Origin of the sequence: Corynebacterium riegelii (genome assembly GCF_001263755.1) — a bacterium.
Taxonomy (GTDB): domain Bacteria; phylum Actinomycetota; class Actinomycetes; order Mycobacteriales; family Mycobacteriaceae; genus Corynebacterium; species Corynebacterium riegelii.
In genome coordinates, this window is record NZ_CP012342.1 from 1,105,323 (window position 1) to 1,126,364 (window position 21,042).

A 21,042-nucleotide genomic window follows, 5' to 3' on the forward strand; every position below is an offset into this window, starting at 1 on the left:
CAGCGGCCCACGAACCTGAATACACTGTATTCAGAGCAGTGGAAAGGAGAAACAATGAGCACAATGACAGTGCGCATGAGTGAACAGGATGCTGCACTCGTGCGCAAGTTCGCACAATTCGAGGGCGTCACCATCTCCGAATTTGCCCGCACCGCCATCTTGGAAAAAATCGAAGATTCCTACGACCTCCAAGAACTTCGCGAAGCGATTGCACACGACTCAGGCGAACGCTTCAGCATCGACGAAGTGCTCGCTGAACTCGACTAATGCCACCTCAGTCCAGCACCTACCGCGTTGAGTTGACCGCGCGAGCACGCAAGCAACTCAAGAAGATGGACCGCTTCGACGCCAAGATCCTGGCAACATGGATCAAAAACAACCTCGATGGATGCGCCGATCCACGCGCCTTCGGTAAAGGATTGACCGCGAACCGTGCGGGAGAATGGCGCTACCGGGTGGGTTCTTACCGCATCCTCGCCCTCATCCACGATGACGTCGTCCTCATCGAGATTTTCTCGATCGGTCGCAGAGACAAGGTTTACGAGAGCTGAGCCAAACCATCAGGCGTTACCCTGAATCTCACCCATGTTCAGTATCCGTTTTCGAGCATGCCTGCCGCGCAGTGAATAGCTTTGGGCAGCTATTGCGGCAGAATTCTAAAACAGAGTTCTCATTGGCGCAGCGCAGTCATGCTCGGGCGAATCGATTTGGTCCTGTCAGCGGCAGCCAACGTTCTATGCCGAGGCAGCCTGCAGCGGCTGGATCTGTTCAATCTCAGCGAGGATCTTGTCTTCCGCCACGTCCAGGTCGTACTGGGTCTGCAACCCGAGCCAGAACTGGGGGCTCATCCCGAAAAACTTCGCCAAACGAAGCGCCGTGTCAGCGGTAACAGCGCGCTTTCCGTGGACGATCTCGTTGATCCTGCGTGGTGGAACACCGATAGAAACAGCAAGCTTATGCTGCGTAATCCCCATCTCCTTGAGAAAATCCTCCATGAGGATCTCGCCTGGGTGTACTGGTAGAAGCTTGTCAGTGATAGTCAACGATCTCGACCTCCTCTGGACCAGCTGCCGTCCACCGAAAGCAAATCCGCCACTGGCTATTGATGCGAATACTGTACTGACCCCGCCTATCCCCTTTCAACGCCTCGAGACGGTTTCCCGGCGGAATCCGCAACTCTTGAAGGCTCTGCGCGTAGCCAAGCTGACGCAATTTACGCAGCGCCACTGAGTGGATGCGGGAATCGATCGAGGGCACACGCTCTCGATTCCACAAACGCTCAGTGTCCTTGTTGGCGAACGACTGGATCATGCTTCACCCTATCCCCCATAACGCGAAGCGTCAATAACGTATCGCGTTAAACATTGAGCTTAAACTCCACGACGTCGCCGTGTCCACTACTCGGGGGCCACCCCCAATAATCAATGCTGCCCTGCCGGCAGACCAGGGCGGCCGTGTAAGTATCGGACAATAATGCGTAGTCCTCCAAGGGTCTGGGCACAGGAGCTGTCCCTTCCTCAGTGGTGCGACCAGAGGGAGAAAAAACATCCACCCCGGTGCACCCGCTGCGGTGACAACGACCCATCGCCCACAGCAGGTGGCAATCGTCACGGTTATCCCTCTTTTTCAGATGCCTGTCCTCGGGATCAGAAAAAGACGGGGACCTGTCATAGGGCGGTGAGCATCTGCTGCATCTGGGCGATCTCGGCCTCCTGATCTTCAATGACCTGCTCAGCCAGAGCGATGGCCTGCGGGTTCTGGCCGTCAGCAACCTCGTCACGGGCCATATCGACCGCACCTTCGTGGTGGGCGGTCATCTGCTCAAGGTAGAGCCGGGCAGCCTCGGTGCCCTGGGCCTCCTCAAGGGCTGTCATGTCCTCCTGGCTCATCATCCCGCTCATGCCACCCATCTCGCCGTGATCCATGCCCCCCCCCATCTCGTCCATGATCCCCATGCCCCCAGAGTCGGTGACCGGCGGCTGGCCCCAGGCCTCGAGCATGGTATTCATCCGGTCAATCTCCGGCCCCTGGGCGTCAATAACCCCCTGGGCAAACTCCACGGCCTGGGCGGGGATACCCTCCTTGACCAGGAGCATCTCACTCATCTCCACGGCCTGCTGGTGATGGGGGATCATCATCTGGGCAAACATGATGTCCGCGTCGTTGTGATCGGCGGAGATCTCCCCGTCCGCCTCAGTCGTCGCCGTGGTGGTCTCGGTCGTCTCAGCGGTAGTCGTCGCAGTGCTGGTGGTCGAGGTGGTGGCGTCGGTGTTGTCTGACTCGGTGGTCTCACCGCAGGCGGCCAGCGCCAGGGTGGAGGCCACGGCGAGAGCGGAAAGAACAAGGGTGCGCTTCATGGTGGAGCCTTTCAGGGTCATATGGGGGTAGTGGAAAGAAGTGGTGGATCAGCTGACGGCGGTGGATGCCGGAGTAGGCGTGGTGTGTTCCTCCTTCGACTCGGTCGGAGCCAGGTGAGCCGGATCCAAATCAATGCGGCGCAACAGCTGGGCGTTCAGGGCCACCACGATGGTCGAGGCAGACATCAAGATCGCGCCCAAGGCCGGGGACAGCACGAACCCGATCGGGGCGAGTACGCCGGCGGCCAGCGGCACGGCGAGGATGTTGTAGCCAGAGGCCCAGATGAGGTTCTGGATCATCTTGCGGTAGCTGGCCTGCGAGAGCTCAATCATCGACAGCACTGCCCGCGGGTCATCACTGGCCAGGACCACCCCGGCAGATTCCATGGCCACATCCGTGCCGGCCCCGATGGCGATACCAACCTCCGCGCGGGTCAGAGCGGGGGCGTCGTTGACACCGTCGCCGACCATGGCCACGCTCAGGCCACGCTCCTGTAACTGGGCGACCTTGGTGTCCTTGTCCTGGGGCAGGACCTCGGCGAAGACCTCATCGATCCCCAGGTCCTGGCCAACCGCCTGGGCCACCTGCTGCGCGTCACCGGTGATCATCGCGACCTTCACCCCGCGGTCCTGCAGGGCTTTCACGGCGGCGCGGGATTCGGGGCGGATCTTGTCCTCGACGGCCACCGCACCGATGATCTGACCGTCGCGGACAATATGGAGCACACCGGCCCCACGCCCGGTCCAGGCGCTGGTGGTGTCGGTGAGCTCGGCCGGGGTGGTGAGGTTGAGCTCGCGCAGCATGTTCGGCCCGCCCACGAGGATCTCAGCGCCATCGACAGTGGCCCGGACTCCCCTGCCGGAGGCGGCGCTGAAACCAGTTGCACGGATTTGCCGACGGGAGGCCTCGGGATGGGCGGCCGCGGCCGCCACGATGGCACGGGCCACGGGGTGCTCGCTGTCGGCCTCCGCGGCGGCGGCCAGGGCCAGCAGCTCGCCCTCGGTGACGCCGACAGTTGCCGCGACATCGGTGACCGCGTGCGCCCCCTCGGTCAGAGTGCCGGTTTTGTCGAAGAGCACCACGTCGATGGTGCGCATCCGCTCGAGCGCCATCCGGTCCTTGATGAGCACCCCGGATTTCGCGGCCCGCTCGGTGGAGATCGCAATGACCAGCGGAATCGCCAGGCCCAGGGCGTGCGGGCAGGCGATGACCAGCACCGTGACCGTGCGCACCACGGCATCGTCCGGGCTGCCGATGATGGTCCACACCACCGCGGTGATCAGAGCGGAGATCAGCGCGAACCAGAACAACAACGCCGCCGCCCGATCCGCCAGGGCCTGGGCCCGGGAGGAGGACTCCTGAGCGTCGGCAACCATGCGTTGGATCCCGGCCAGGGCGGTGTCCCCGCCGGTAGCCTCCACCCGGATGCGGACGGTGTTGTCGGTGGCCACGGTACCGGCGACCACCTTGTCACCGGTGTCGCGGAAGACGGGACGGGATTCGCCGGTGATCATCGCCTCATCGAATTCGGCGGCTCCGTCGAGGATGGTACCGTCGGCCGGCACCCGGGCACCGGCCCTCACCAGCACGACGTCGTCGACGACCAGCTCGGAGATGGCCACGGTGCGGGTGGTCCCGTCGATGACTTTCTCGGCCTCATCCGGCAGCAGGGCAGCCAGCGCGTCAAGCGCGGAGGACGCGGCCCCGAGAGCGCGCATCTCCAGCCAGTGGCCCAGCAGCATGATGGTCACCAGCAGGGCCAGCTCCCACCAGAAGTCCAGGTCAAAACCGCCCAGCCCCAGAGTGGTGACCCAGGAGGCGACAAACGCCACGGTGATGGCCATGGCGATCAGGAGCATCATCCCGGGTTGGCGGGATTTCAGTTCGTTCCATCCGCCCTTGAGGAAAGGCGTTCCGCCGTATACGAAGATGATCGTGCCCAGCACCGGGGGGATCCAGGTGGACCCGGGGAATGCCGGGAGGTGGTAGCCGAGCAGCTGGGCGACCATGGGGCTGAAAATAACGACGGGAATGGACAGAATCAGCGACCACCAGAAGCGTTCCCGAAACATTGCGGTGCTGTGTCCGGCGTGTTCGCCGTGACTATGAACGTGGTGGTCTTCGTCCATGGCGGAGTGCGGGTGATCGTGCGGCATCGCCTGGCCGTGGGTGTCGGCATCTGCGTGGTGTTCGTGGCTGGCATGATGCGGGTGGTGGGTGTGGTCTGTTTCCGGAGCGGGGTGATCACCATGGTGATCACCGGAATGGTGGGGAGTGCTCATGAGGTTCCTTCCGCTCAACCCGGTCGGGGTCGAGATGATGGGTAAAACTGATCAGGATAAGACGGTGTAGCCGGCCTCTTCGATGGCCCGGCGAACCATCTCCGGAGGTACGACACCGGTGACCCTGACGGTGGAAACACCACCAGCAGCGAGATCAATCTGGACGTCGTCGACCTGAGGGAGGGCCTGAAGGGCCTGGGTCACGCTTTTCACGCAGTGCCCGCAGGTCAGGCCGGTGACCTGGTAGCTCGGCGAGGACCCTCCTGCTGACGAGTCGCTGGCAGCAGGGATGGAGGCGGTGTCGGCACGAGAGGCAGGTCCGCAACAGCTGCAGCCGTGGGAGGCCATCGGCAAGAGGCGGGGCGGGGAGGTGATCATGAGAAAGCTCCTATGGGTCGGTGAGATTCGGCGATGCTATCTGGGGTATATCTTCAAGGGGTGGAGGGCGCGGCCCTCGCGCGGGGCAGGGTGTGATCACCGGGCAGCCTCCTCACTGTCGGGAGGGGACAGCGGAAGGCGGAGGGCAAACACCGCTCCGCGACCGGGCCCGGGGGAGGTGGCGGTGAGAGTGCCGCCGTGGGCCTCGATCAATGCCTTGGAGATGGTCAGACCGATACCGGACCCGCCGTTGTCTCGGCTGCGGGCGGCATCCCCCCGGTAAAAGCGTTCGAAGATGTGTCCGAGCTGGCTAGGTGGGATTCCCTCGCCGTCATCGGCGACATGGATGAGCGCGGTGGACGCCCCCTGGCGGTGGACGCTGATCCGGACCTGCCCGCCGGCCGGGGTGTGCCGTAGCGCGTTGGACATGAGATTGCTCATCACCTGGCCGAAGCGTTGCCGGTCCACGACCACCCGGGCGGTGTCCGTAATGGTCTCGACCTGTAAATCGACGCCTTTGTCAGCATAAGCTTCCCCCGCGGCAGCAGCGGCGGTATGGAGCAGATCCCCGAGCCCTTCCTCTGCCAGGTCCAAATCGATCCGGTGTTCCTGGGCCCGGGAGACATCGTCAATGTCTTCCATCAACCGGGTCAGGCGGGTGAGTTGGTCAGCCATGATCGTGTGGTTGGCATCATTCCAGTCCACGACCCCGTCCTGGAGACCATCGAGGTAGGCCGTGAGCACCGATAAGGGGGTGCCCATTTCGTGGGCCAGATCAGAGAGCATCTGGCGGCGGACCTGTTCGGTGTGTTCCAGCCGGTCGGCCATGGTGTTGAAGGCATGCGCCAGGGTGGCGACCTCGGGACCTGCTTCTCCGGCGGGCACGCGGATACGGGAATTACCGGCCGCCAGGTTGGTAGCGGCGCGGGTGAGATCCTGCAGGGGGGTGCGCAGACGACGCGATAACCACAGACTGGCCAGTAGGGCGCTGATCAAGGCAGTGGGCAGGGCGACGGCCAGGGTGATCAGGTTGGCGTCCCGGTAGGCCTGCTCGGCATGGAACAGCTCCAGCGAGGGGTCCTCCCGGCCGACCATCAACATATGATCATGGAACAGGGTCGGGCCCACCATCGTGGCCACGGCCGCGGCCACCAGCAGGCTAATCACCACGACCAACACTTGGGCGGCCAGGAAGCGGAAGGTCAGGCCGGGTCCGTGATTCATGGCTGCCCCACCCGGTAGCCCACGCCACGCACGGTGTCGATAAACCCCCGGCCCCGGGTGTCGGTGCCGAGCTTGCGACGCAAGTTGCCGATGTGGACATCGACGATGCGTTCATCACCGACCCAGGTGGTGTCCCAGACCTCGGTGACCAGGTCGTGGCGGGTCAGCGCCTGGCCGGGGCGCAGAGCCAGGGCAACCAGCAGCTCGAACTCTGTGCGGGTGAGCTCCACGGTCGTCTCCCCCACCCGCACCTGATGGGCGACGGGGTCAAGGATGAGGTCACCAACGATCAAGGGGGTGGTCACCTGCGGTGGGGTGGTGCTGGTGCGCGGGCGGCGCAGCACCGCATGCACCCGGGTCACCAGTTCCCGGATGCTAAAAGGTTTGGTGATGTAGTCATCCGCCCCCAGGGTCAAACCGCTGATCTTGTCGTCCTCGCTGCCACGCGCGGTGAGCATGAGGATGTAGCAGTCCGAGAAGGTGCGGATCCGTCGGCAAACCTCCAGGCCGTCGAGTTCGGGCAGCCCCAGATCCAGCACCACAACATCGGGGGAAAAGCGACGGGCCTCGTCCACGGCCTGGGTGCCGGTGTGCGCCTGGCGGGTATCGAAGCCTGCCCGGATGAGGTAGGAGGACACCATCTGAGCCAGGGGTTGTTCATCATCGACGACCAGCACCCGCCCCGAGGGCGTGGCGGTGGTCGGTGTGCGGTCAGCCATAGACCCCAGTATCGCGCCGGCCAGGGGGGAATACCACCCTCACCCAGTGCCCGGCGGGGAATCTTCATCAAATCTTCAAACATCACCCTTCGATCGCCGTCACCCCTGTGCCCCACCCTGGGCCGGCGGCATCGCCTCCCCTGGTCGGTTCAGCAGGCGCCACCAGGGATTTCACTGCCTGCACCGCATACCCGGGGCGGGTAGAAGGACATCGCCCACGGCTGTGAAGTGGTGTCCCGGTGGTGACCCAGCCCACCGAACTCACCCCCCTTTTCACCTTGTTATAGGGCTGTGAGCAGGGTTTTTGATTTCTACTCCGTCAGGCACCCGTGCAAGATAAAAGTATGGCACCGACCTTGAGGCGGTGTCTTCTCACAGTGTTACCACGATCCAAGGAGATTGACGTGAAACGAGCAGCGATCGCAGCCGCAGCCCTGGCCCTCGCCCTCACGGGGTGTTCGGCCGCCGACCCGGAACCCACCGCCGACGGGACGGAGTCCCAGGACACATTCCTGACTACCCATGGCCTGACCGGCATGGACGCGGTGGAGATCATTGATCACCTCGACCGGCAGAAGGTCACTGAGCGTCCCACGGATCTGATCGCCTCAGTGCGTGCCGATGAACTACTGCTCTCGAGCGATGACCAGGAAGTCGCGCTCGATCTTCCCGACAATCAGACGTATGTCTCGATCGCACCCTATCTCACCTCCACCCACGACTGCTTCTACCACAGCCTCACGACCTGCGTGGGGGAACTCCGCAATGAGGATATCCAGGTCACGATCACCGATGAGGCGACCGGTGAGGTGCTGGTGGACGAGGCAACAACCACCTTCGACAACGGGTTTATTGGCTTCTGGCTTCCCGATGATGTCACCGGCCTGATTGAGGTCAGCTACCAGGGGCGTACCGGCACCACGGAGTTTTCCACCACCGACGACGGTGCCACCTGTGTCACAGACCTGCGCCTTTCGTGATGGCTCAGCAGAGTCCTCACCTGCGCCTGTCTCCCGTGTCACTGAAATCTTGCACCAAGGACGGTCAAATCATGACGAACTCTTTTTCCCGACGACAGTTTCTGCTCGGCGGGCTCGTCCTCGCCGGCACCGGGGCCGTGGCCGCCTGCACCAGCGACCCTGGACCCGCTGCCTCGGCACCAGGTTCCTCCCTTCGCCCCACTCCCACCCCCACTGCGCTCGGTGAGCCGACGGTGCGCCGGACACTGACCGCCCGGCCCCTCTCCCTGGATATCGGCGGCATCGAAGCCAAGACGTGGGGATACGTCTCTGACACCGGGGATGCGGCCATTGAGGCCACCGCCGGCGACGTCCTCCAGGTAGATATCACCAATGAACTGCCTGAGAGCACCTCCATCCACTGGCATGGCATCGCACTCCACAACGCAGCCGACGGTGTGCCCGGCATGACCCAGGACCCCATTGAACCTGGCGAGTCTTTCTCCTATGTTTTTGAAGTCCCCCACGGTGGCACCTATTTCTACCATTCCCACACCGGCCTGCAGCTTGATCGCGGCCTCCACGCCCCACTGATCATCCGTGACCCGCAAGACGCTGAGGACCAGGACGTCGAGTGGACCATCGTGCTCGACGACTGGGTCGATGGTATTCAGGGCACTCCCGACGATGAGCTCGATAAGCTCACCGGAATGGGTTCGGGCGACCATAACGGAATGGGAGGTCACGGCCACATGATGCACGGCACCCCGGACCGGGTTCTGGGCGGGGATGCCGGCGATGTGATGTATCCGCACTACCTCATCAACGGACGTATCCCCCGTGCTCACCGGACCTTCGAGGCTCGCCCGGGCGATAAGGCCCGCCTGCGGTTTATCAACTCCGGCGGTGACACCATCTTCAAAGTGGCCCTCGGTGGTCACCGCATGACCGTCACCCACACCGACGGCTTCCCTGTCCAGCCCAGGGAGACCGAATCGATATACCTATCGATGGGCGAGCGTGTCGACGTCGAGGTCATCCTCGGCGACGGCATCTTCCCGCTCACGGCTGTGGCGGTGGGTAAGGACGACCGCGCCTTCGCCGTCATCCGCACCGCCGGCGGTCAGGCCCCCCGCCCCGATGTCAACTTCCCCGAGTTGTCGTCCACCGGACTGCTCCTGTCCTCTCTGAAGCCTGCAGACCGTGCACTCCTGCCCGAGGGCACACCAGACCGAGAAGTCAGCATCGACCTGGGCGGGCAGATGATGCCGTATGAATGGAGCATTCTCACCGACGGCCAATCCTCCTCCGCGACCGTGCAGGAGGGCCAGCGCCTGCGGATGGTCATGCGCAACAGGACCATGATGCCCCATCCCATGCACATCCACGGCCACACGTGGGCGCTGCCCGGCAGCGGCGGGCTACGCAAGGACACCGTCCTTCTCCGCCACGGTGAAACCATGATCGCCGACCTGATCGCTGACAACCCCGGTGAGTGGGCATTTCACTGCCATAACGCCTATCACATGGAAACCGGGATGCTCAGCTCGCTTCGCTACAAGTAACCCCCACAGCAGGGTATCGAGCGAGATGCGAAGGTAAATGACAGCACGTGTTGTCATGCGACTAACACTGGCGCGCCTTAGGTTACATTGAACTTAAATTCGACGGTATGTAGTTGCAAAGTTACTTTCTCGAGAACCTCGCCGCCCACGTCGCTCCCGCGTTGGGCGCAGCCGAACCACAAAGGATCAGTCATCTGCTATCCCATCGACTAATTCTTGCAGGTCGCAGGACCTTCGCGTAACTGTCAGTTCAGCGCTTGTTGAATAGTTCAGCAATTGCTGTATAGTTCAGCACATGCTGACTATTGCTTCACGCCTCGACGTCATGAACCGGCTCGGCCGGGCCATGGCAGATCCGACGCGCTCCAGAATCCTGCTGACCCTACTTAACGGCCCGAGCTACCCGGCCGTGCTTTCGCGCGACCTGGACCTGACCCGCTCGAACGTTTCGAACCACCTGACCTGCTTGCGTGACTGCGGCATCGTCGTCGCCGAGCCGGAGGGTCGCAAGACACGCTACGAAATCGCCGATCCGCACCTCGCGACAGCACTCAACGCACTAGTGAACGCGACGTTGGCTGTCGACGAAAACGCCCCGTGCATCGACCCTGAGTGCTCGGTGCCCGGCTGCGACGGGAAAGGAGCGGACGCATGAGTTCAGCATGTGGATGCGAACACGAGCCAGCCACGAAGATCGAAGATCTCGATCGGCCATGGTGGAAGGACCCCGAGTTGCTACTACCAATCTTCTCTGGCGTAGCCCTCGGTATAGGCCTGGCGCTGGACTGGTCCGGGCTAGAGACACCCGCGACAGTACTGTTCTGGGTCGGCCTGCTGCTAGGGGCGTATACGTTCGCGCCCGGCGCGATACGGAACCTCGTCACAAAGCGCAAGCTCGGCATTGGCTTGCTGATGACGATCAGCGCGATCGGCGCGGTAATCCTCGGTTACGTCGGAGAGGCCGCGGCGCTAGCGTTCCTGTACTCGATCGCTGAGGCGCTGGAAGACAAGGCGATGGACCGGGCCCAGGGCGGACTGCGGGCACTGTTGAAGTTGGTGCCACAGACCGCGACCGTGCTGCGCGACGGCACGGCGGTCGAGGTCACTGCGAAGGACCTCGTGGTTGGCGAGCTGATGCTCGTGCGCCCCGGAGAGCGGATCGCCACAGACGGCATCATTCGGTCTGGGCACTCCAGCCTTGACACCTCAGCGATCACCGGAGAATCCATTCCGGAGGAGGTCGCACCCGGCGACGAGGTGCCCGCGGGAGCAATCAACTCCGCCGGCGTGCTGGAAGTCGAGACGACCGCAGCTGGAACGGACAACTCGCTGACCACACTCGTGGACCTGGTCGAGCAGGCGCAGGCGGAAAAGGGCGACCGCGCCCGGATCGCCGACCGGATTGCCCAACCCCTAGTGCCCGGGGTGATGATCCTGGCGGTGCTGGTAGGCGTGATCGGCTCGCTGCTCGGCGACCCCGAGACGTGGATCACCCGCGCGTTGGTGGTTCTGGTCGCAGCATCGCCGTGCGCGCTGGCAATCTCCGTGCCGTTGACGGTCGTGGCCGCGATCGGCGCAGCCAGCCAGTTCGGAGTGGTTATCAAGTCTGGCGCGGCGTTCGAGCGGCTCGGCGGCATCCGTCACCTGGCGGTGGACAAGACCGGAACCCTTACACGCAACCAGCCCGAGGTTACAGGCGTGGTCCCGGCAGACGGATTCGATCGGGCGCAGGTGCTCGCCTTCGCGGCGGCAGTTGAGCAGCAATCGACGCACCCCCTCGCCGCAGCGATCGCGGCAGCGACGCCCAAAGCCCCCACCGCCTCGGACATCAGCGAGGAGGCCGGTCATGGCATCGGCGGCACCGTCGAAGGTCGACGGGTGCTGGTTGGCAGCCGCCGGTGGATCGACGCCGGGCCACTAAAGGCAGACGTTGAGCGCATGGAGTCCGAGGGTCAGACCTGCGTCCTTGTTACCGTCGATGACGCCCTCGCCGGGGCGATCGGGGTCCGCGACGAGCTGCGTCCCGAGGTGCCCGAAGCCGTGCAGACCCTGCACGCCAACGGCGTGGAAGTGAGCATGCTCACCGGCGACAACTCTCGCACTGCTCGGGCGCTGGCTGAAATCGCCGGAATCGACGACGTGCGCGCCGAGCTGCGTCCAGAGGACAAGGCAAGCATCGTTGCCGAGCTCTCCTCCAAGACGCCGACGGCGATGATTGGCGACGGCATCAACGACGCTCCTGCGCTGGCGGGCGCGACGGTGGGCATAGCGATGGGAGCAACCGGCTCTGACGCCGCGATCGAGTCCGCTGACGTCGCCTTCACTGGCCACGACCTCCGGCTGATCCCGCAGGCGCTGCAGCACGCCCGCCGAGGCAGCAGGATCATCAACCAAAACATCGTGCTGTCTCTGGCCATCATCATCGTGTTGATGCCGCTGGCGATCAGCGGCGTGCTGGGCCTGGCTGCCGTCGTGTTGGTTCACGAGGTCGCCGAAGTCATCGTGATTTTGAACGGCCTGCGAGCTGCGCAAGCGAAGCGCTGAGTCGAGTTACGCGAGTTACTTTGGCGCCATTTCAAAACTCGTGCTGCCGTGCTTCATCGATACAGCCCGCGACTACCTGGGCAGTGTGTTTGGCAAAGGGCCCGACACCCATCAGGGTTGCCGAGCCGTCGCCGGTCCAGTTGCCGTAGCCGACAAGATGCAGATTCTTCACCGCGGTTTCGCGGCCACGCATGAGGTGGCGGAATGGACCGAGGGCCGGACGGAAACCAGTGCACCAGATCAGATGGTCGTGGTCGAGCTCGCTCAAACTATCGAAGACGGGAGTAGCGGTGAGTTGGCCGGAATCGCGAAGCTCACGGAGATGAGGAAGCGCGACAATGTCGCCGAGGTCCCCGAGGTTCGAGCCGGAATCGCCACCGAGAATCCGGCGGCGGCTGCGGAGAAAGAGATCGCGGCCATCGACGTCGTCAGGCATCCAGCGCGGTTGCTCACGTGTGAACCATGTGACCTCCGACGACCCGATGAGGTCCGCGGCGATCTGGGCACCCGAGTTCGCCCCGCCGACCACCGCGACCTTCGCACCGCGGAATGGTTCGGGGCCGGGGTAGGTCGACGAGTGCCACTGACGTCCGCGGAAGGTGCCCGGATAGTGGGGCACGAACGGCGCGGACCACGTGCCGGTGGCCGCGACAACGTGGTCCGCTGTGAATTGACCGGCGCTCGTATCTAGGAAGAACATCCCTTCGTCATGGGACACGCTGTGAACGTGCACCGGGCGCCGAACCGGGAGGTCGTAGCGTCGTTCGTAGCTTTCCAGATAGTCGATGACATGACGTGCCGGCGGGTACCCCGGGTACCGCGGCATAGGCCAGCCGGGCAGATTGGAGAACTCCGCGGCGGAGAAAAGTGTCAGTGAAGGCCACGTGTGCAACCACGCTCCACCGGGTTCCTCTTGATTGTCCAAGATCAAGAAGTCCACTTCGTAGCGCCACAGGTAGTATGCCGTGGCTAGACCGGACTGGCCACCACCAACGACGACGGCCGTGTGATGCTCCATGGCGCCTCTCACCTCATCGGGCACATGCCCGACCACTTGCGTCTCCGAGAATTTACCAACAGGGAGAGCTTGTCAGTAGTAGTCAACAATCTCCACCCTAACACCCGCGTTACACGTTGAACTTGACCTCCACGGATTGTCGAAAGACTATAACCTCCCCCTAGCCGCCAAGCCCTTTTCCGTATTACGATTACGTGCATGAAAACTATCAACGGGAAGCTAGTCAGCGAAGAGCAAATCGATGCGTGGGCAACCGAAGCCGAGAAAGGCTACGACGTAGAGACACTTCGTCGACGTGGAAGGAAACCACGAAACGAAGACGCTGCGAAGGTTATCTCCATTCGGCTTTCCCCCAGCGAGATATCGGACCTCGACAAGTATGCGGCTGCAAACGGATGGTCACGCTCTCAGGCAATCCGCGAAGCGCTAAAGAATGCTATTTAGAAATGCACGTAGCAAGCGTCAGATCCCATCCTCATAATAGAGACCATGAATGATGCCAATCTCACGATCCGGCAGATCACCTTCGACTGCCACGATCCCTCAAAGCTCGCCAAGTTTTGGTCCGCCGCAACCGGTTGCGAAATCGCCGCGGATTACGGCGATTTTGTGATGGTTGATTCCACCCCGGCGCTGGGATTTCAGCGCGTCAAGGATCCGACACCTGGGAAAAACCGCATGCACATCGACGTTGGCGGGGCGGAGCGCGAAACTTTAATAGAACGCCTCAAAGACCTAGGCGCTACCGAACTCACCACCCACGAGGCGCCGGGATTGGTGTGGACTGTCATGCAGGACCCGGAAGGCAACGAGTTCTGCGTGGGTAACCCCGGGGACTAGCAACACTACGCGGAGCGTCTCTAGGTCCAAGGCTGGCGTCAATCTGTGATGTCGCTAGCGGGAGACACGGTCGATGCTGCGAACCGCGCCCGTCAGGCTGCGGTGGATCAGGCGCAGAAAGCCATCGAGAAAATTCGCGACATGAACGACGACCGGCTACTTGCGAAGGCCGCTGAAATCGAAGCCCGACGGGAGAAGGAAGAGCGGAAAGCACTCGACTCAACCGACGACGAGAATAATTCTGAGACAGATTCCCGTCCGTCGCGACGCGGTCTTCGTTTTCGCCGAGACAAGAACGACTCGTAGGGCACCTAGACTGGGCTGCATGAAAGACCTGACCATCGCGCCCGGCCCGGGGATCCCCGACGGTGCAGTCATCGCCGCTGCCGATCTAACGGAGCGGTTCGCGAAGTCGTCGGGTCCGGGCGGCCAGGGCGTCAACACGACCGACAGCAAGGTCCAGCTTTCCATCGATATCGCTGAAAGCGCATCGCTTACCGACGCCCAACGCCGCCGCATCTTGCGCAACCTCGAGCACCGCTTGGACGGCTCCGTCCTCACCGTGTCTGCGTCGACCCAGCGGTCGCAGGTGCGCAACCGAGCTGAGGCACGCGAACGCATGGCCGCCCTGTTGCGCGAGGCCCTAGCTCCGCCCCCTCCCCCGCGGCGCAGGACCAAGCCGACGCGGAGCTCGGTGCGGCGCCGACTCGAAGCAAAGAAGCGGCGCTCGGAGCTGAAGTCGACGAGGCGACGGCCCCAGATTCCCTAATTCGGGCCTATGCCGAGGCAGCTTGGATCGGCTGAATCCGCTCGATCTCAGCGAGCGCCTTATCCTCCGCCACCTCAATCTCATATTGGTTCTGCAGATTCATCCAGAAGATCGGCTCGACGCCAAAGTATTTTCCGAGCCTGAGCGCGGTGTCAGCTGTAATTCCGCGTTTCCCGTGCACGATCTCGTTGATACGACGAGGGGGCACCCCGATCGATACGGCAAGCTTGTGCTGAGTGATTTCAAATCCTTCAAGGAAATCCTCGAGAAGAATCTCTCCAGGATGAACCGGAGGGAAAAGCTTCTCCGACATGGCGTTCCTTAGTGGTAGTCCTCGATGGTCACTTGTTCGGGCCCCGCGCTCGTCCAGAGAAAAGTGATTCTCCACTGGTCATTGACTCGAATGCTGAAAGTCCCTTTCCTGTCGCTCTTGAGTGCCTCTAGGCGGTTACTGGGTGGCACGCGGAGGGAGTCAAGGGAGACTGCCGCATTGAGCTGATGGAGTTTCTTGTTCGCCGACTTGTGGATCCGAGAATCCAATTTTGGAACCGGCTCACGCAGAAACACCAGTCATGTTTGTCGATTCCCGAACGACTGAATCATGCTTCACCCTATCCCCCCTATAACGCGAAGCGTCAATAACGCATCGCGTTAAACGTTGAACTTGAACTCGACGGTATGTCGTTGCAAAGTTACTCCCTCTCGTTAACACCATCAAAAGGAGTGTTATCCAATGAAAGCGTTCGGCTTCTTAAGCTTCGGGCATTACGCCTTCGGCAGCTAGTGCGGGCCATCTGCGGAAAAGATCGCCAAGACTCGTCTGGAGATCACCCAGGCTGCGGACGAAATCGGCGTGAACAACGCGTCCTTCCGAGTCCACCACTTCGCGCTGCAGGCCTCCGCCCCGATGCCGCTGCTGTGTGCTATCGCTGCCACCACCAAAATCATCGAGGTGGGCACCGGCGGCATCGACATGCGCTAGCGCATATCGGGGTTGTAGCGTTTGAGTCATTGACTCCCGCCGTCTACAAGTACCTACACACTTGATCGGTGCTGCACGTTTCAGGATCCGGGTGCGCGGCGTCCTGGCTAAGGTCCGCGATAGTGTCGCGCAGCACGGAGAGCTGCGCGATCTGCTGCTCGATCTCAGCGAGGCGCACGTCAAGCAGGTCGCGCACGTGCTCGCAGGGCGCATGGCCGCCGTCGCGGATGTCGAGGATCTGGCGGATCTGGGCGAGGGTGAGGCCCGCGGCCTGGCCGCGGTGGATGAAGTCGATCCGAGCGACCGTCTCGGGCGCGTAGTCGCGGTATCCGGACGGCGTGCGCTCGGTCGGGGGTAGAAGGCCCTGTTCCTCGTAGAAGCGAAGGGTCTTCGCGGTAGTGCCCGCCCTCTCGGCGAGTTCTCCGATCCACATTACTGTCTCCCTCCGTGGCCGCGCTTGACCTTCCCCTGCACTGGAAGGTCCAGTATGGCTGAGACAGAGCAGAAAGCCAAGAGTTGACAGGAGTAGCGATGCCTACGAAGTACGATCTCGCCATCATCGGATCGGGAGGCGGCGCGTTCGCCGCTGCGATCCGCGCCAGCACGCTCGGGAAGTCGGTGGTGATGATCGAGCGCGGGACGCTCGGCGGCACCTGCGTGAACACGGGCTGCGTCCCGTCGAAGGCGCTCATTGCCGCGGCCGGCGCGCGGCACGTCGCGCTCGACGCCGCAACCCGGTTCCCCGGGATCGCGACGACGGCGGATCCCGTAGACATGCCCGCGCTGATCGCTGGGAAGCAAGCGTTGGTGGAGTCGCTGCGCGGCGAGAAGTACGCCGACGTCGCCGACTCCTACGGCTGGCAGGTCCTCCGCGGCGACGCCTCGTTCGTGGGCACCCCTGATGAGCCGGTTCTCGATGTTGCCGGATCCGACGGAAGCGTCGAGACCATCGAGGCCCGCCACTACCTGGTCGCGACTGGTTCTCGCCCGTGGGCACCGCCGATCGACGGCCTGGAGGAGACCGGATACCTGACCTCGACCACGGCGATGGAGCTGACGGAGGTCCCCGAGTCGCTGCTGGTGCTCGGCGGCGGCTACGTCGCCCTGGAGCAGGCGCAGCTGTTCGCCCGCCTCGGCTCGCAGGTCACGCTGCTCGTGCGGTCCCGGCTCGCGTCGAAGGAGGAGCCGGAGGTGTCGAAGGCGCTCCAGGAGGTGTTCGCCGACGAGGGCATCCGCGTCGTCAGCCGCGCAGTGCCCACCCGGGTCTCCCGCGGCACGGGAGGCGAGGCCGTCGTGACCGCCGCCTTGTCCGGCGGCTCGCAGGAGTTCCGCGCCGACCAGGTCCTGGTCGCCCTCGGACGCCGTCCCGTCACCGATGGCCTGAACCTCGATGCGGTCGGGGTGAATACCGGAGACTCCGGCGAGGTGGTCGTCTCCGACCGGCTGCAGTCCTCGAACCCGCGGGTCTGGGCCGCGGGCGACGTGACCGGGCACCCCGAATTCGTCTACGTCGCCGCCCACCACGGCACCCTCGTCGCCGAGAACGCGTTCGCCGACGCCGACCGGTCCGTCGACTACGCCCGCCTGCCGCGGGTGACGTTCACCGGGCCCGCGATCGGCGCGGTCGGGATGACCGAGAAGGACGTCCTCGCCGCGGGGATCCGCTGCGACTGCCGCGTCCTGCCCCTGCACCACGTGCCCCGCGCCTTGGTGAACCGCGACACCCGCGGGTTCATCAAGATCGTCGTGAACGCCGAGACGAACGAGATCCTCGGCCTGACCGCCGTCGCCAAGGACGCCGGGGAGCTCGCCGCCGCAGGCGTCCACGTGCTCGGCAGGACCGTCGCCGAGGTCGCCAACGCCTGGGCCCCCTACCTGACCATGGCCGAGGGCATCCGGATCGCCGCGAAGGCCTTCACCACCGACCCGTCGCTGCTGTCGTGCTGCGCATGAACGGCAACGCAGGCAATCGGAGAGATCTCATCCTGAAGCAGACGATGAGCGCCGATCAGGACCGCGACGAACGGCGCGCCGGTCCCGTCGTCGCTGCAGGGACCGAGCTGCTCTTGCTGGCATGCTGCGCGCTTCCGTCGCTGCTCTGCTGCGGCCTGCCGTTCATCGCGGCGGGCGGAGCACTCGCAGGCGTCGGTGGGCTCCTCGGTAATCCCTGGATCATCGGTGCCGGGACCGCCGTCGTGATGGCCGTCATGGCGGGGATGCTCGTCAGGCTACGGCGGCGGCACCGGCGCCGCAGGTCCGGCTGCTGCGAAAATCCTTCGACCGCTGATCGGAACCGGTAGTTCGAGGGATCCAGCGATCACTGCCACCGACGGAGGCCGCTGAAATCGAAGCCCGACGGGAGAAGGAGGAGCAAAAAAGCGTTCAAATCAACCGGTGACGAGGATAATACTGAGGCTGGATCCCGGCCGTCGCGACGCGGTCTCCGCTTCCGCCGAGACGAGAAAGGGTTGTGGGCACCTAGGCTGGGCGGCATGAACGACCTGACCATAGCGCCCGGTCCGGGGATCCCCGACGGTGCGGTCATCGCCGCCGATCTCGCGGAGCGTTTCGCGAAATCGTCGACTCCAGGCGGCCAGGGCGTCGACACGACGGACGGCAAAGTCCAGCTTTCCATCGATGTCGCCGAATGCGCATCGCTTACCGACGCCCAGCGTCACCGTATCTCGCGCAACCTCGAGCACCGCCTAGACGGCTCCGTCTTTACCGTGACTGCGTCGACTCAGCGGTCTGTGTTTCGCTCCTGGTCCTCTCGCTTGCACCTGCGACACAGCCTCGTGTCCCCGGGCCGTAGCGTTCGGGGGAGCACAATAGCCCCAGTCCTCATCACGTCCCGGGATCAAAGAGTTCATCGCAGAGGTTAAGCACTACACGTTGAACTTGAACTCGACGGAGTGTCGTCGATAAATAACCATTTGATGCGCGCGTGCGGAATTAACAACGAAATACCGCTAAAACAGACAACATATGGGGTGCACAGAAACACATATAAGTTCTGCGGAAAACCTATAGGGTGCGTCGCTAAAAACCGCTGTGCGCGAAAAACATAAAGGGTTTACGGACCCGGTCCCAGACCCCTCAATACTCTGAGCCGGAAGAATGGAAAGTGGAAGGTTGATGTATCCCCACTATTTATTTTTTCCGTTTTTCGGAGTACATCGGGAGCTACAACTGCGGACCAGCTCTGTGTGAACTAGATGAGAAGGCGCAGCAGCGAATCATCGACGCTGGACAGTTGGTGCTGCGGGCACGCGAGCGGCACCCCCAGCGGTCACTCGCGGAGCACTACAACCCGTTATCGATGGACCCAATTCTGCTCAAGGCTCACAACAACTTGGACCGGGAAGTCGATAAGGCTTTCGATGTGGCACGCAAACTCACCAACGAGCGCCAGCGCCAGGAGCTACTGTTCGCCAGCTACGGGGAGTTGGCGAGGGGCTATGTCTCCTCGCTTTCATCAAAATCGAAACCACCAGCAGGGTCGTTCCCCGTGCGGGTGATTTTGATCGGTCCCGCTGCTGGGTGTAGAACCCTGTCGCTGGCAACGCCGGGAACTATGACTGTGCCCGACGAGAACACGTCACTGCCATAACGCGGCTCACGGTAGACGAACATGGGTCGTTCACTACTACTGGTGGATTTCGGTTTTGGTGGTGGGGGGATTACCGCCGCCGGCCTCGATTTTTCCGTTGAGGAGGGCGTTGACTACTTCCCGATTGTGAAATGGGCCGATGGCGCGGTGAAGAGGAACCAGTCACCTGGAAGAGATCGATCCAGTCGCTGGTGTGCAATCTGGGAGGTAGGGTTGCGGGGTCGATTCCTCGCGAGCGCAACCATGATTGTGTCTCTGAACGTGATGAAAACAACCCTGCCCTTCGGAGAATTTCCCCTATCCCGCGTCCCCGGGCGGTGAAAACGGTGTGCACCATCGCCTGAAAGGCTTTGCGTTGCTCTATCGGGATCTTCGGGTCACCCACCCGGCGGATCACTAAGATCCCCCCGTCAACGTTTGGCTGTGGCCGGAAAGCAAACCTTGGTACTCGGGAACCAAGGTGAAACGTGAACCATGGGGACCACTGAGCTGTCATCATCGTGCTTGCACCTACCCCGGCCCGGCGGCGAGCGACTTCCCACTGCATGAGGAGTACAGCGTCAGTCCATGCCGGCGCATGCAACAACTTTCGAAGAATGGCAGTGGTGAGGTGAAAGGGAATGTTTCCCACAATGACGCAGGGAGTGGCGGGTAACGGGAAGTTGAGGAAATCATCATGGACCACTTCGACCGACGCCGAGGCGGTCTTTTTTGTGAGTTTGGCAGCTAGTTTTGCGTCTACCTCAACTGCCGTTATTGCCCTCCCCAAGTGGGATATCGGGTGGGTGAGGGCACCGCTTCCTGGCCCGATCTCAATGATGGGGCCGGAGGTTTGTTTTACAAGATCGACGATGGAGTTGATGATCTTGTGGTCTGTGAGAAAATTTTGGCCATGTTCGTGACGGCCGTATCCGTATGTAGACATCAGGTGTGCTCCGTGGAGTTGAAACGGAGCCGGGCATGGCAAATGGCCGCCCGGCTAAAGGACCGGAGCGGTTTCTAACCTGCGGGAGGGAGAAAACCGCCTTAGCGGCTGGTGAGCGGCCGCATGAAAACGGAACCTGAAATCAACATGGGCCTATCGTATCCAATTAATTTCGCAGGGTCCAATACGGTGAGAAAGAAGACAACCGCACCGCAACAGTGCAAGACCTCTCTGGATTGGAATTTGTCCTACCTTCGGCTCGTCGTACAGACGCCACTGGCGTATTTTGTCTCTGGGCAACGAGGGGGAGTTACCCCCACCTCCGGATGTTTTTAAGGTGCACCCCTTATTACGCTGTGGTGCGGGAGTAGTTTTGTCCGACTGATCGGACTACCCACCGACGTGGGGCGGGTAGTTCGAGGTCCCAGCAGATGATCGCGTCGATTTCGCCGCGTTCAAAGGATGCCACCATGGCGTCGTAGTCGGGGCGAGCCACATTCTTCTTTGACGCGGAAATGGACTGATCGACGTAGTTATGTCCTATGTCCAACGTCCAAGCCACGCTGCTTTGCAATGGCTTCACAGTCCTGACGCTGCCGGTCGATGGTGAGGCCATCCACGTCAGCGTCTCGCGAGATACGAAGGTAAATAGGAGCGCGTGTTGCCAAACGCTTTTAATAAAGCCCTTAGCTAACATTGAACTTAAAACCCGACCACTTCGACATCAGTCGCCAAGAAGTCTTCCGGTGGTGCATGCGCTACAACACCCGCAGACAGCACTCCTGGTGCAACTTTCTAGCCCCCAATGACTTCGAAGCACTCACATCAGCTACGCTGACCCAAGCAGCATAGCTAACCCCCGACGTGTC

Annotated in this window: 27 protein-coding genes and 1 pseudogene; 15 read left to right on the top strand and 13 right to left on the bottom strand. The window is 62.4% G+C overall.

Annotated elements, in window-relative coordinates:
- Nucleotides 1–54 precede the first annotated feature (54 nt).
- Both relB and AK829_RS05310 read left to right on the top strand, forming a co-directional pair.
- Nucleotides 55–267 (top strand): type II toxin-antitoxin system RelB family antitoxin, encoded by a 213-nt coding sequence (gene relB, locus AK829_RS05305; RefSeq protein WP_052204876.1) that lies wholly within the window; start codon nt 55–57, stop codon nt 265–267.
- Nucleotides 267–551 carry a type II toxin-antitoxin system RelE family toxin gene (locus tag AK829_RS05310; RefSeq protein WP_083439757.1) on the top strand — a complete coding sequence of 95 codons (285 nt, stop codon included), beginning with the start codon at nt 267–269 and terminating at the stop codon, nt 549–551. The genes relB and AK829_RS05310 overlap by 1 nt, the downstream gene beginning before the upstream one ends.
- Before the next feature lie 183 nt (nt 552–734).
- On the opposite strand, the gene AK829_RS05315 is transcribed toward AK829_RS05310, so the two are convergent.
- From AK829_RS05315 to AK829_RS05345, 7 genes are all read right to left on the bottom strand, one after another.
- Nucleotides 735–995: a HigA family addiction module antitoxin gene (locus tag AK829_RS05315; RefSeq protein WP_052204877.1), complete on the bottom strand. Its 261-nt coding sequence runs from the start codon at nt 993–995 to the stop codon at nt 735–737.
- Between the two features lie 34 nt (nt 996–1,029).
- Complete coding sequence (locus AK829_RS05320) at nt 1,030–1,311, bottom strand: type II toxin-antitoxin system RelE/ParE family toxin (RefSeq protein ID WP_052204878.1); 282 nt, start codon at nt 1,309–1,311, stop codon at nt 1,030–1,032.
- A gap of 356 nt (nt 1,312–1,667) precedes the next feature.
- The gene (locus AK829_RS05325) at nt 1,668–2,357 is read right to left on the bottom strand and encodes a DUF305 domain-containing protein (protein ID WP_052204879.1); all 690 of its coding nucleotides are present in this window, start codon (nt 2,355–2,357) and stop codon (nt 1,668–1,670) included.
- Nucleotides 2,358–2,405: 48 nt separating this feature from the next.
- A complete protein-coding gene (locus tag AK829_RS05330; protein WP_052204881.1) occupies nt 2,406–4,640 on the bottom strand; it encodes a copper-translocating P-type ATPase in 2,235 nt (744 codons plus the stop codon).
- Nucleotides 4,641–4,691: 51 nt separating this feature from the next.
- Complete coding sequence (locus AK829_RS05335) at nt 4,692–5,018, bottom strand: heavy-metal-associated domain-containing protein (RefSeq protein WP_052204882.1); 327 nt, start codon at nt 5,016–5,018, stop codon at nt 4,692–4,694.
- Nucleotides 5,019–5,114: 96 nt separating this feature from the next.
- Complete coding sequence (locus AK829_RS05340; protein ID WP_052204883.1) at nt 5,115–6,242, bottom strand: sensor histidine kinase; 1,128 nt, start codon at nt 6,240–6,242, stop codon at nt 5,115–5,117.
- Nucleotides 6,239–6,961: a response regulator transcription factor gene (locus tag AK829_RS05345; RefSeq protein WP_052204884.1), complete on the bottom strand. Its 723-nt coding sequence runs from the start codon at nt 6,959–6,961 to the stop codon at nt 6,239–6,241. Before AK829_RS05345 ends, AK829_RS05340 begins: the two co-directional genes overlap by 4 nt.
- 404 nt (nt 6,962–7,365) lie before the next feature.
- Between AK829_RS05345 and AK829_RS05350 the strand changes: the two genes are divergently transcribed.
- From AK829_RS05350 to AK829_RS05365, 4 genes are all read left to right on the top strand, one after another.
- Nucleotides 7,366–7,941, top strand: a complete 576-nt coding sequence (locus AK829_RS05350) for a CueP family metal-binding protein (protein WP_052204885.1) — start codon at nt 7,366–7,368, stop codon at nt 7,939–7,941.
- A gap of 71 nt (nt 7,942–8,012) precedes the next feature.
- Nucleotides 8,013–9,485: a multicopper oxidase family protein gene (locus AK829_RS05355; RefSeq protein ID WP_052204887.1), complete on the top strand. Its 1,473-nt coding sequence runs from the start codon at nt 8,013–8,015 to the stop codon at nt 9,483–9,485.
- A 295-nt stretch (nt 9,486–9,780) separates the two neighbouring features.
- On the top strand, nt 9,781–10,140 hold the full coding sequence (cmtR, locus tag AK829_RS05360) for a Cd(II)/Pb(II)-sensing metalloregulatory transcriptional regulator CmtR (protein ID WP_052204889.1): 360 nt from the start codon (nt 9,781–9,783) through the stop codon (nt 10,138–10,140).
- A complete protein-coding gene (locus AK829_RS05365; protein WP_052204890.1) occupies nt 10,137–12,029 on the top strand; it encodes a heavy metal translocating P-type ATPase in 1,893 nt (630 codons plus the stop codon). The genes cmtR and AK829_RS05365 overlap by 4 nt, the downstream gene beginning before the upstream one ends.
- A gap of 31 nt (nt 12,030–12,060) precedes the next feature.
- Here AK829_RS05365 and AK829_RS05370 read toward each other — a convergent pair whose 3' ends face one another.
- Complete coding sequence (locus AK829_RS05370; RefSeq protein ID WP_052206400.1) at nt 12,061–13,047, bottom strand: NAD(P)-binding domain-containing protein; 987 nt, start codon at nt 13,045–13,047, stop codon at nt 12,061–12,063.
- Nucleotides 13,048–13,245: 198 nt separating this feature from the next.
- On the opposite strand from AK829_RS05370, the gene AK829_RS12140 reads away from it, so the two are divergent.
- The 4 genes from AK829_RS12140 to arfB are packed head-to-tail and all read left to right on the top strand — an operon-like array spanning nt 13,246 to nt 14,656.
- Complete coding sequence (locus AK829_RS12140) at nt 13,246–13,491, top strand: ribbon-helix-helix domain-containing protein (protein ID WP_083439759.1); 246 nt, start codon at nt 13,246–13,248, stop codon at nt 13,489–13,491.
- 45 nt (nt 13,492–13,536) lie between these two features.
- The gene (locus AK829_RS05375; RefSeq protein ID WP_035005743.1) at nt 13,537–13,887 is read left to right on the top strand and encodes a VOC family protein; all 351 of its coding nucleotides are present in this window, start codon (nt 13,537–13,539) and stop codon (nt 13,885–13,887) included.
- A gap of 45 nt (nt 13,888–13,932) precedes the next feature.
- Nucleotides 13,933–14,193, top strand: a complete 261-nt coding sequence (locus AK829_RS05380) for a hypothetical protein (protein WP_232305792.1) — start codon at nt 13,933–13,935, stop codon at nt 14,191–14,193.
- A gap of 19 nt (nt 14,194–14,212) precedes the next feature.
- Entirely contained in the window at nt 14,213–14,656 is a 444-nt protein-coding gene (arfB, locus tag AK829_RS05385; RefSeq protein ID WP_052204891.1) for an alternative ribosome rescue aminoacyl-tRNA hydrolase ArfB, read from the top strand.
- A gap of 7 nt (nt 14,657–14,663) precedes the next feature.
- On the opposite strand, the gene AK829_RS05390 is transcribed toward arfB, so the two are convergent.
- Both AK829_RS05390 and AK829_RS05395 read right to left on the bottom strand, forming a co-directional pair.
- Nucleotides 14,664–14,969: a HigA family addiction module antitoxin gene (locus AK829_RS05390; protein WP_052204893.1), complete on the bottom strand. Its 306-nt coding sequence runs from the start codon at nt 14,967–14,969 to the stop codon at nt 14,664–14,666.
- A gap of 8 nt (nt 14,970–14,977) precedes the next feature.
- Nucleotides 14,978–15,223: a type II toxin-antitoxin system RelE/ParE family toxin gene (locus AK829_RS05395; protein WP_232305793.1), complete on the bottom strand. Its 246-nt coding sequence runs from the start codon at nt 15,221–15,223 to the stop codon at nt 14,978–14,980.
- Between the two features lie 166 nt (nt 15,224–15,389).
- Between AK829_RS05395 and AK829_RS12885 the strand changes: the two are divergent.
- A pseudogene (locus AK829_RS12885) lies at nt 15,390–15,635 on the top strand (LLM class flavin-dependent oxidoreductase); the annotation flags it as partial.
- Nucleotides 15,636–15,681: 46 nt separating this feature from the next.
- On the opposite strand, the gene AK829_RS05405 reads toward AK829_RS12885, so the two are convergent.
- Nucleotides 15,682–16,071 carry a heavy metal-responsive transcriptional regulator gene (locus AK829_RS05405; protein ID WP_005290994.1) on the bottom strand — a complete coding sequence of 130 codons (390 nt, stop codon included), beginning with the start codon at nt 16,069–16,071 and terminating at the stop codon, nt 15,682–15,684.
- Between the two features lie 98 nt (nt 16,072–16,169).
- On the opposite strand from AK829_RS05405, the gene merA reads away from it, so the two are divergent.
- The 4 genes from merA (at nt 16,170) to AK829_RS05425 (ending at nt 19,248) form a co-directional block, all read left to right on the top strand.
- On the top strand, nt 16,170–17,591 hold the full coding sequence (gene merA, locus AK829_RS05410) for a mercury(II) reductase (protein ID WP_052204895.1): 1,422 nt from the start codon (nt 16,170–16,172) through the stop codon (nt 17,589–17,591).
- The gene (locus AK829_RS05415; RefSeq protein WP_052206401.1) at nt 17,588–17,938 is read left to right on the top strand and encodes a hypothetical protein; all 351 of its coding nucleotides are present in this window, start codon (nt 17,588–17,590) and stop codon (nt 17,936–17,938) included. Before merA ends, AK829_RS05415 begins: the two co-directional genes overlap by 4 nt.
- 192 nt (nt 17,939–18,130) lie before the next feature.
- On the top strand, nt 18,131–18,520 hold the full coding sequence (locus AK829_RS12890; protein WP_052204896.1) for a peptide chain release factor I: 390 nt from the start codon (nt 18,131–18,133) through the stop codon (nt 18,518–18,520).
- 320 nt (nt 18,521–18,840) lie between these two features.
- Nucleotides 18,841–19,248 (top strand): type IIL restriction-modification enzyme MmeI, encoded by a 408-nt coding sequence (locus AK829_RS05425; RefSeq protein ID WP_425319843.1) that lies wholly within the window; start codon nt 18,841–18,843, stop codon nt 19,246–19,248.
- A gap of 70 nt (nt 19,249–19,318) precedes the next feature.
- Here AK829_RS05425 and erm read toward each other — a convergent pair whose 3' ends face one another.
- Complete coding sequence (erm, locus tag AK829_RS12145) at nt 19,319–20,173, bottom strand: 23S ribosomal RNA methyltransferase Erm (protein ID WP_049172293.1); 855 nt, start codon at nt 20,171–20,173, stop codon at nt 19,319–19,321.
- Nucleotides 20,174–20,522: 349 nt separating this feature from the next.
- Entirely contained in the window at nt 20,523–20,756 is a 234-nt protein-coding gene (locus AK829_RS05435) for a recombinase family protein (protein WP_224784272.1), read from the bottom strand.
- Nucleotides 20,757–21,042 lie beyond the last annotated feature (286 nt).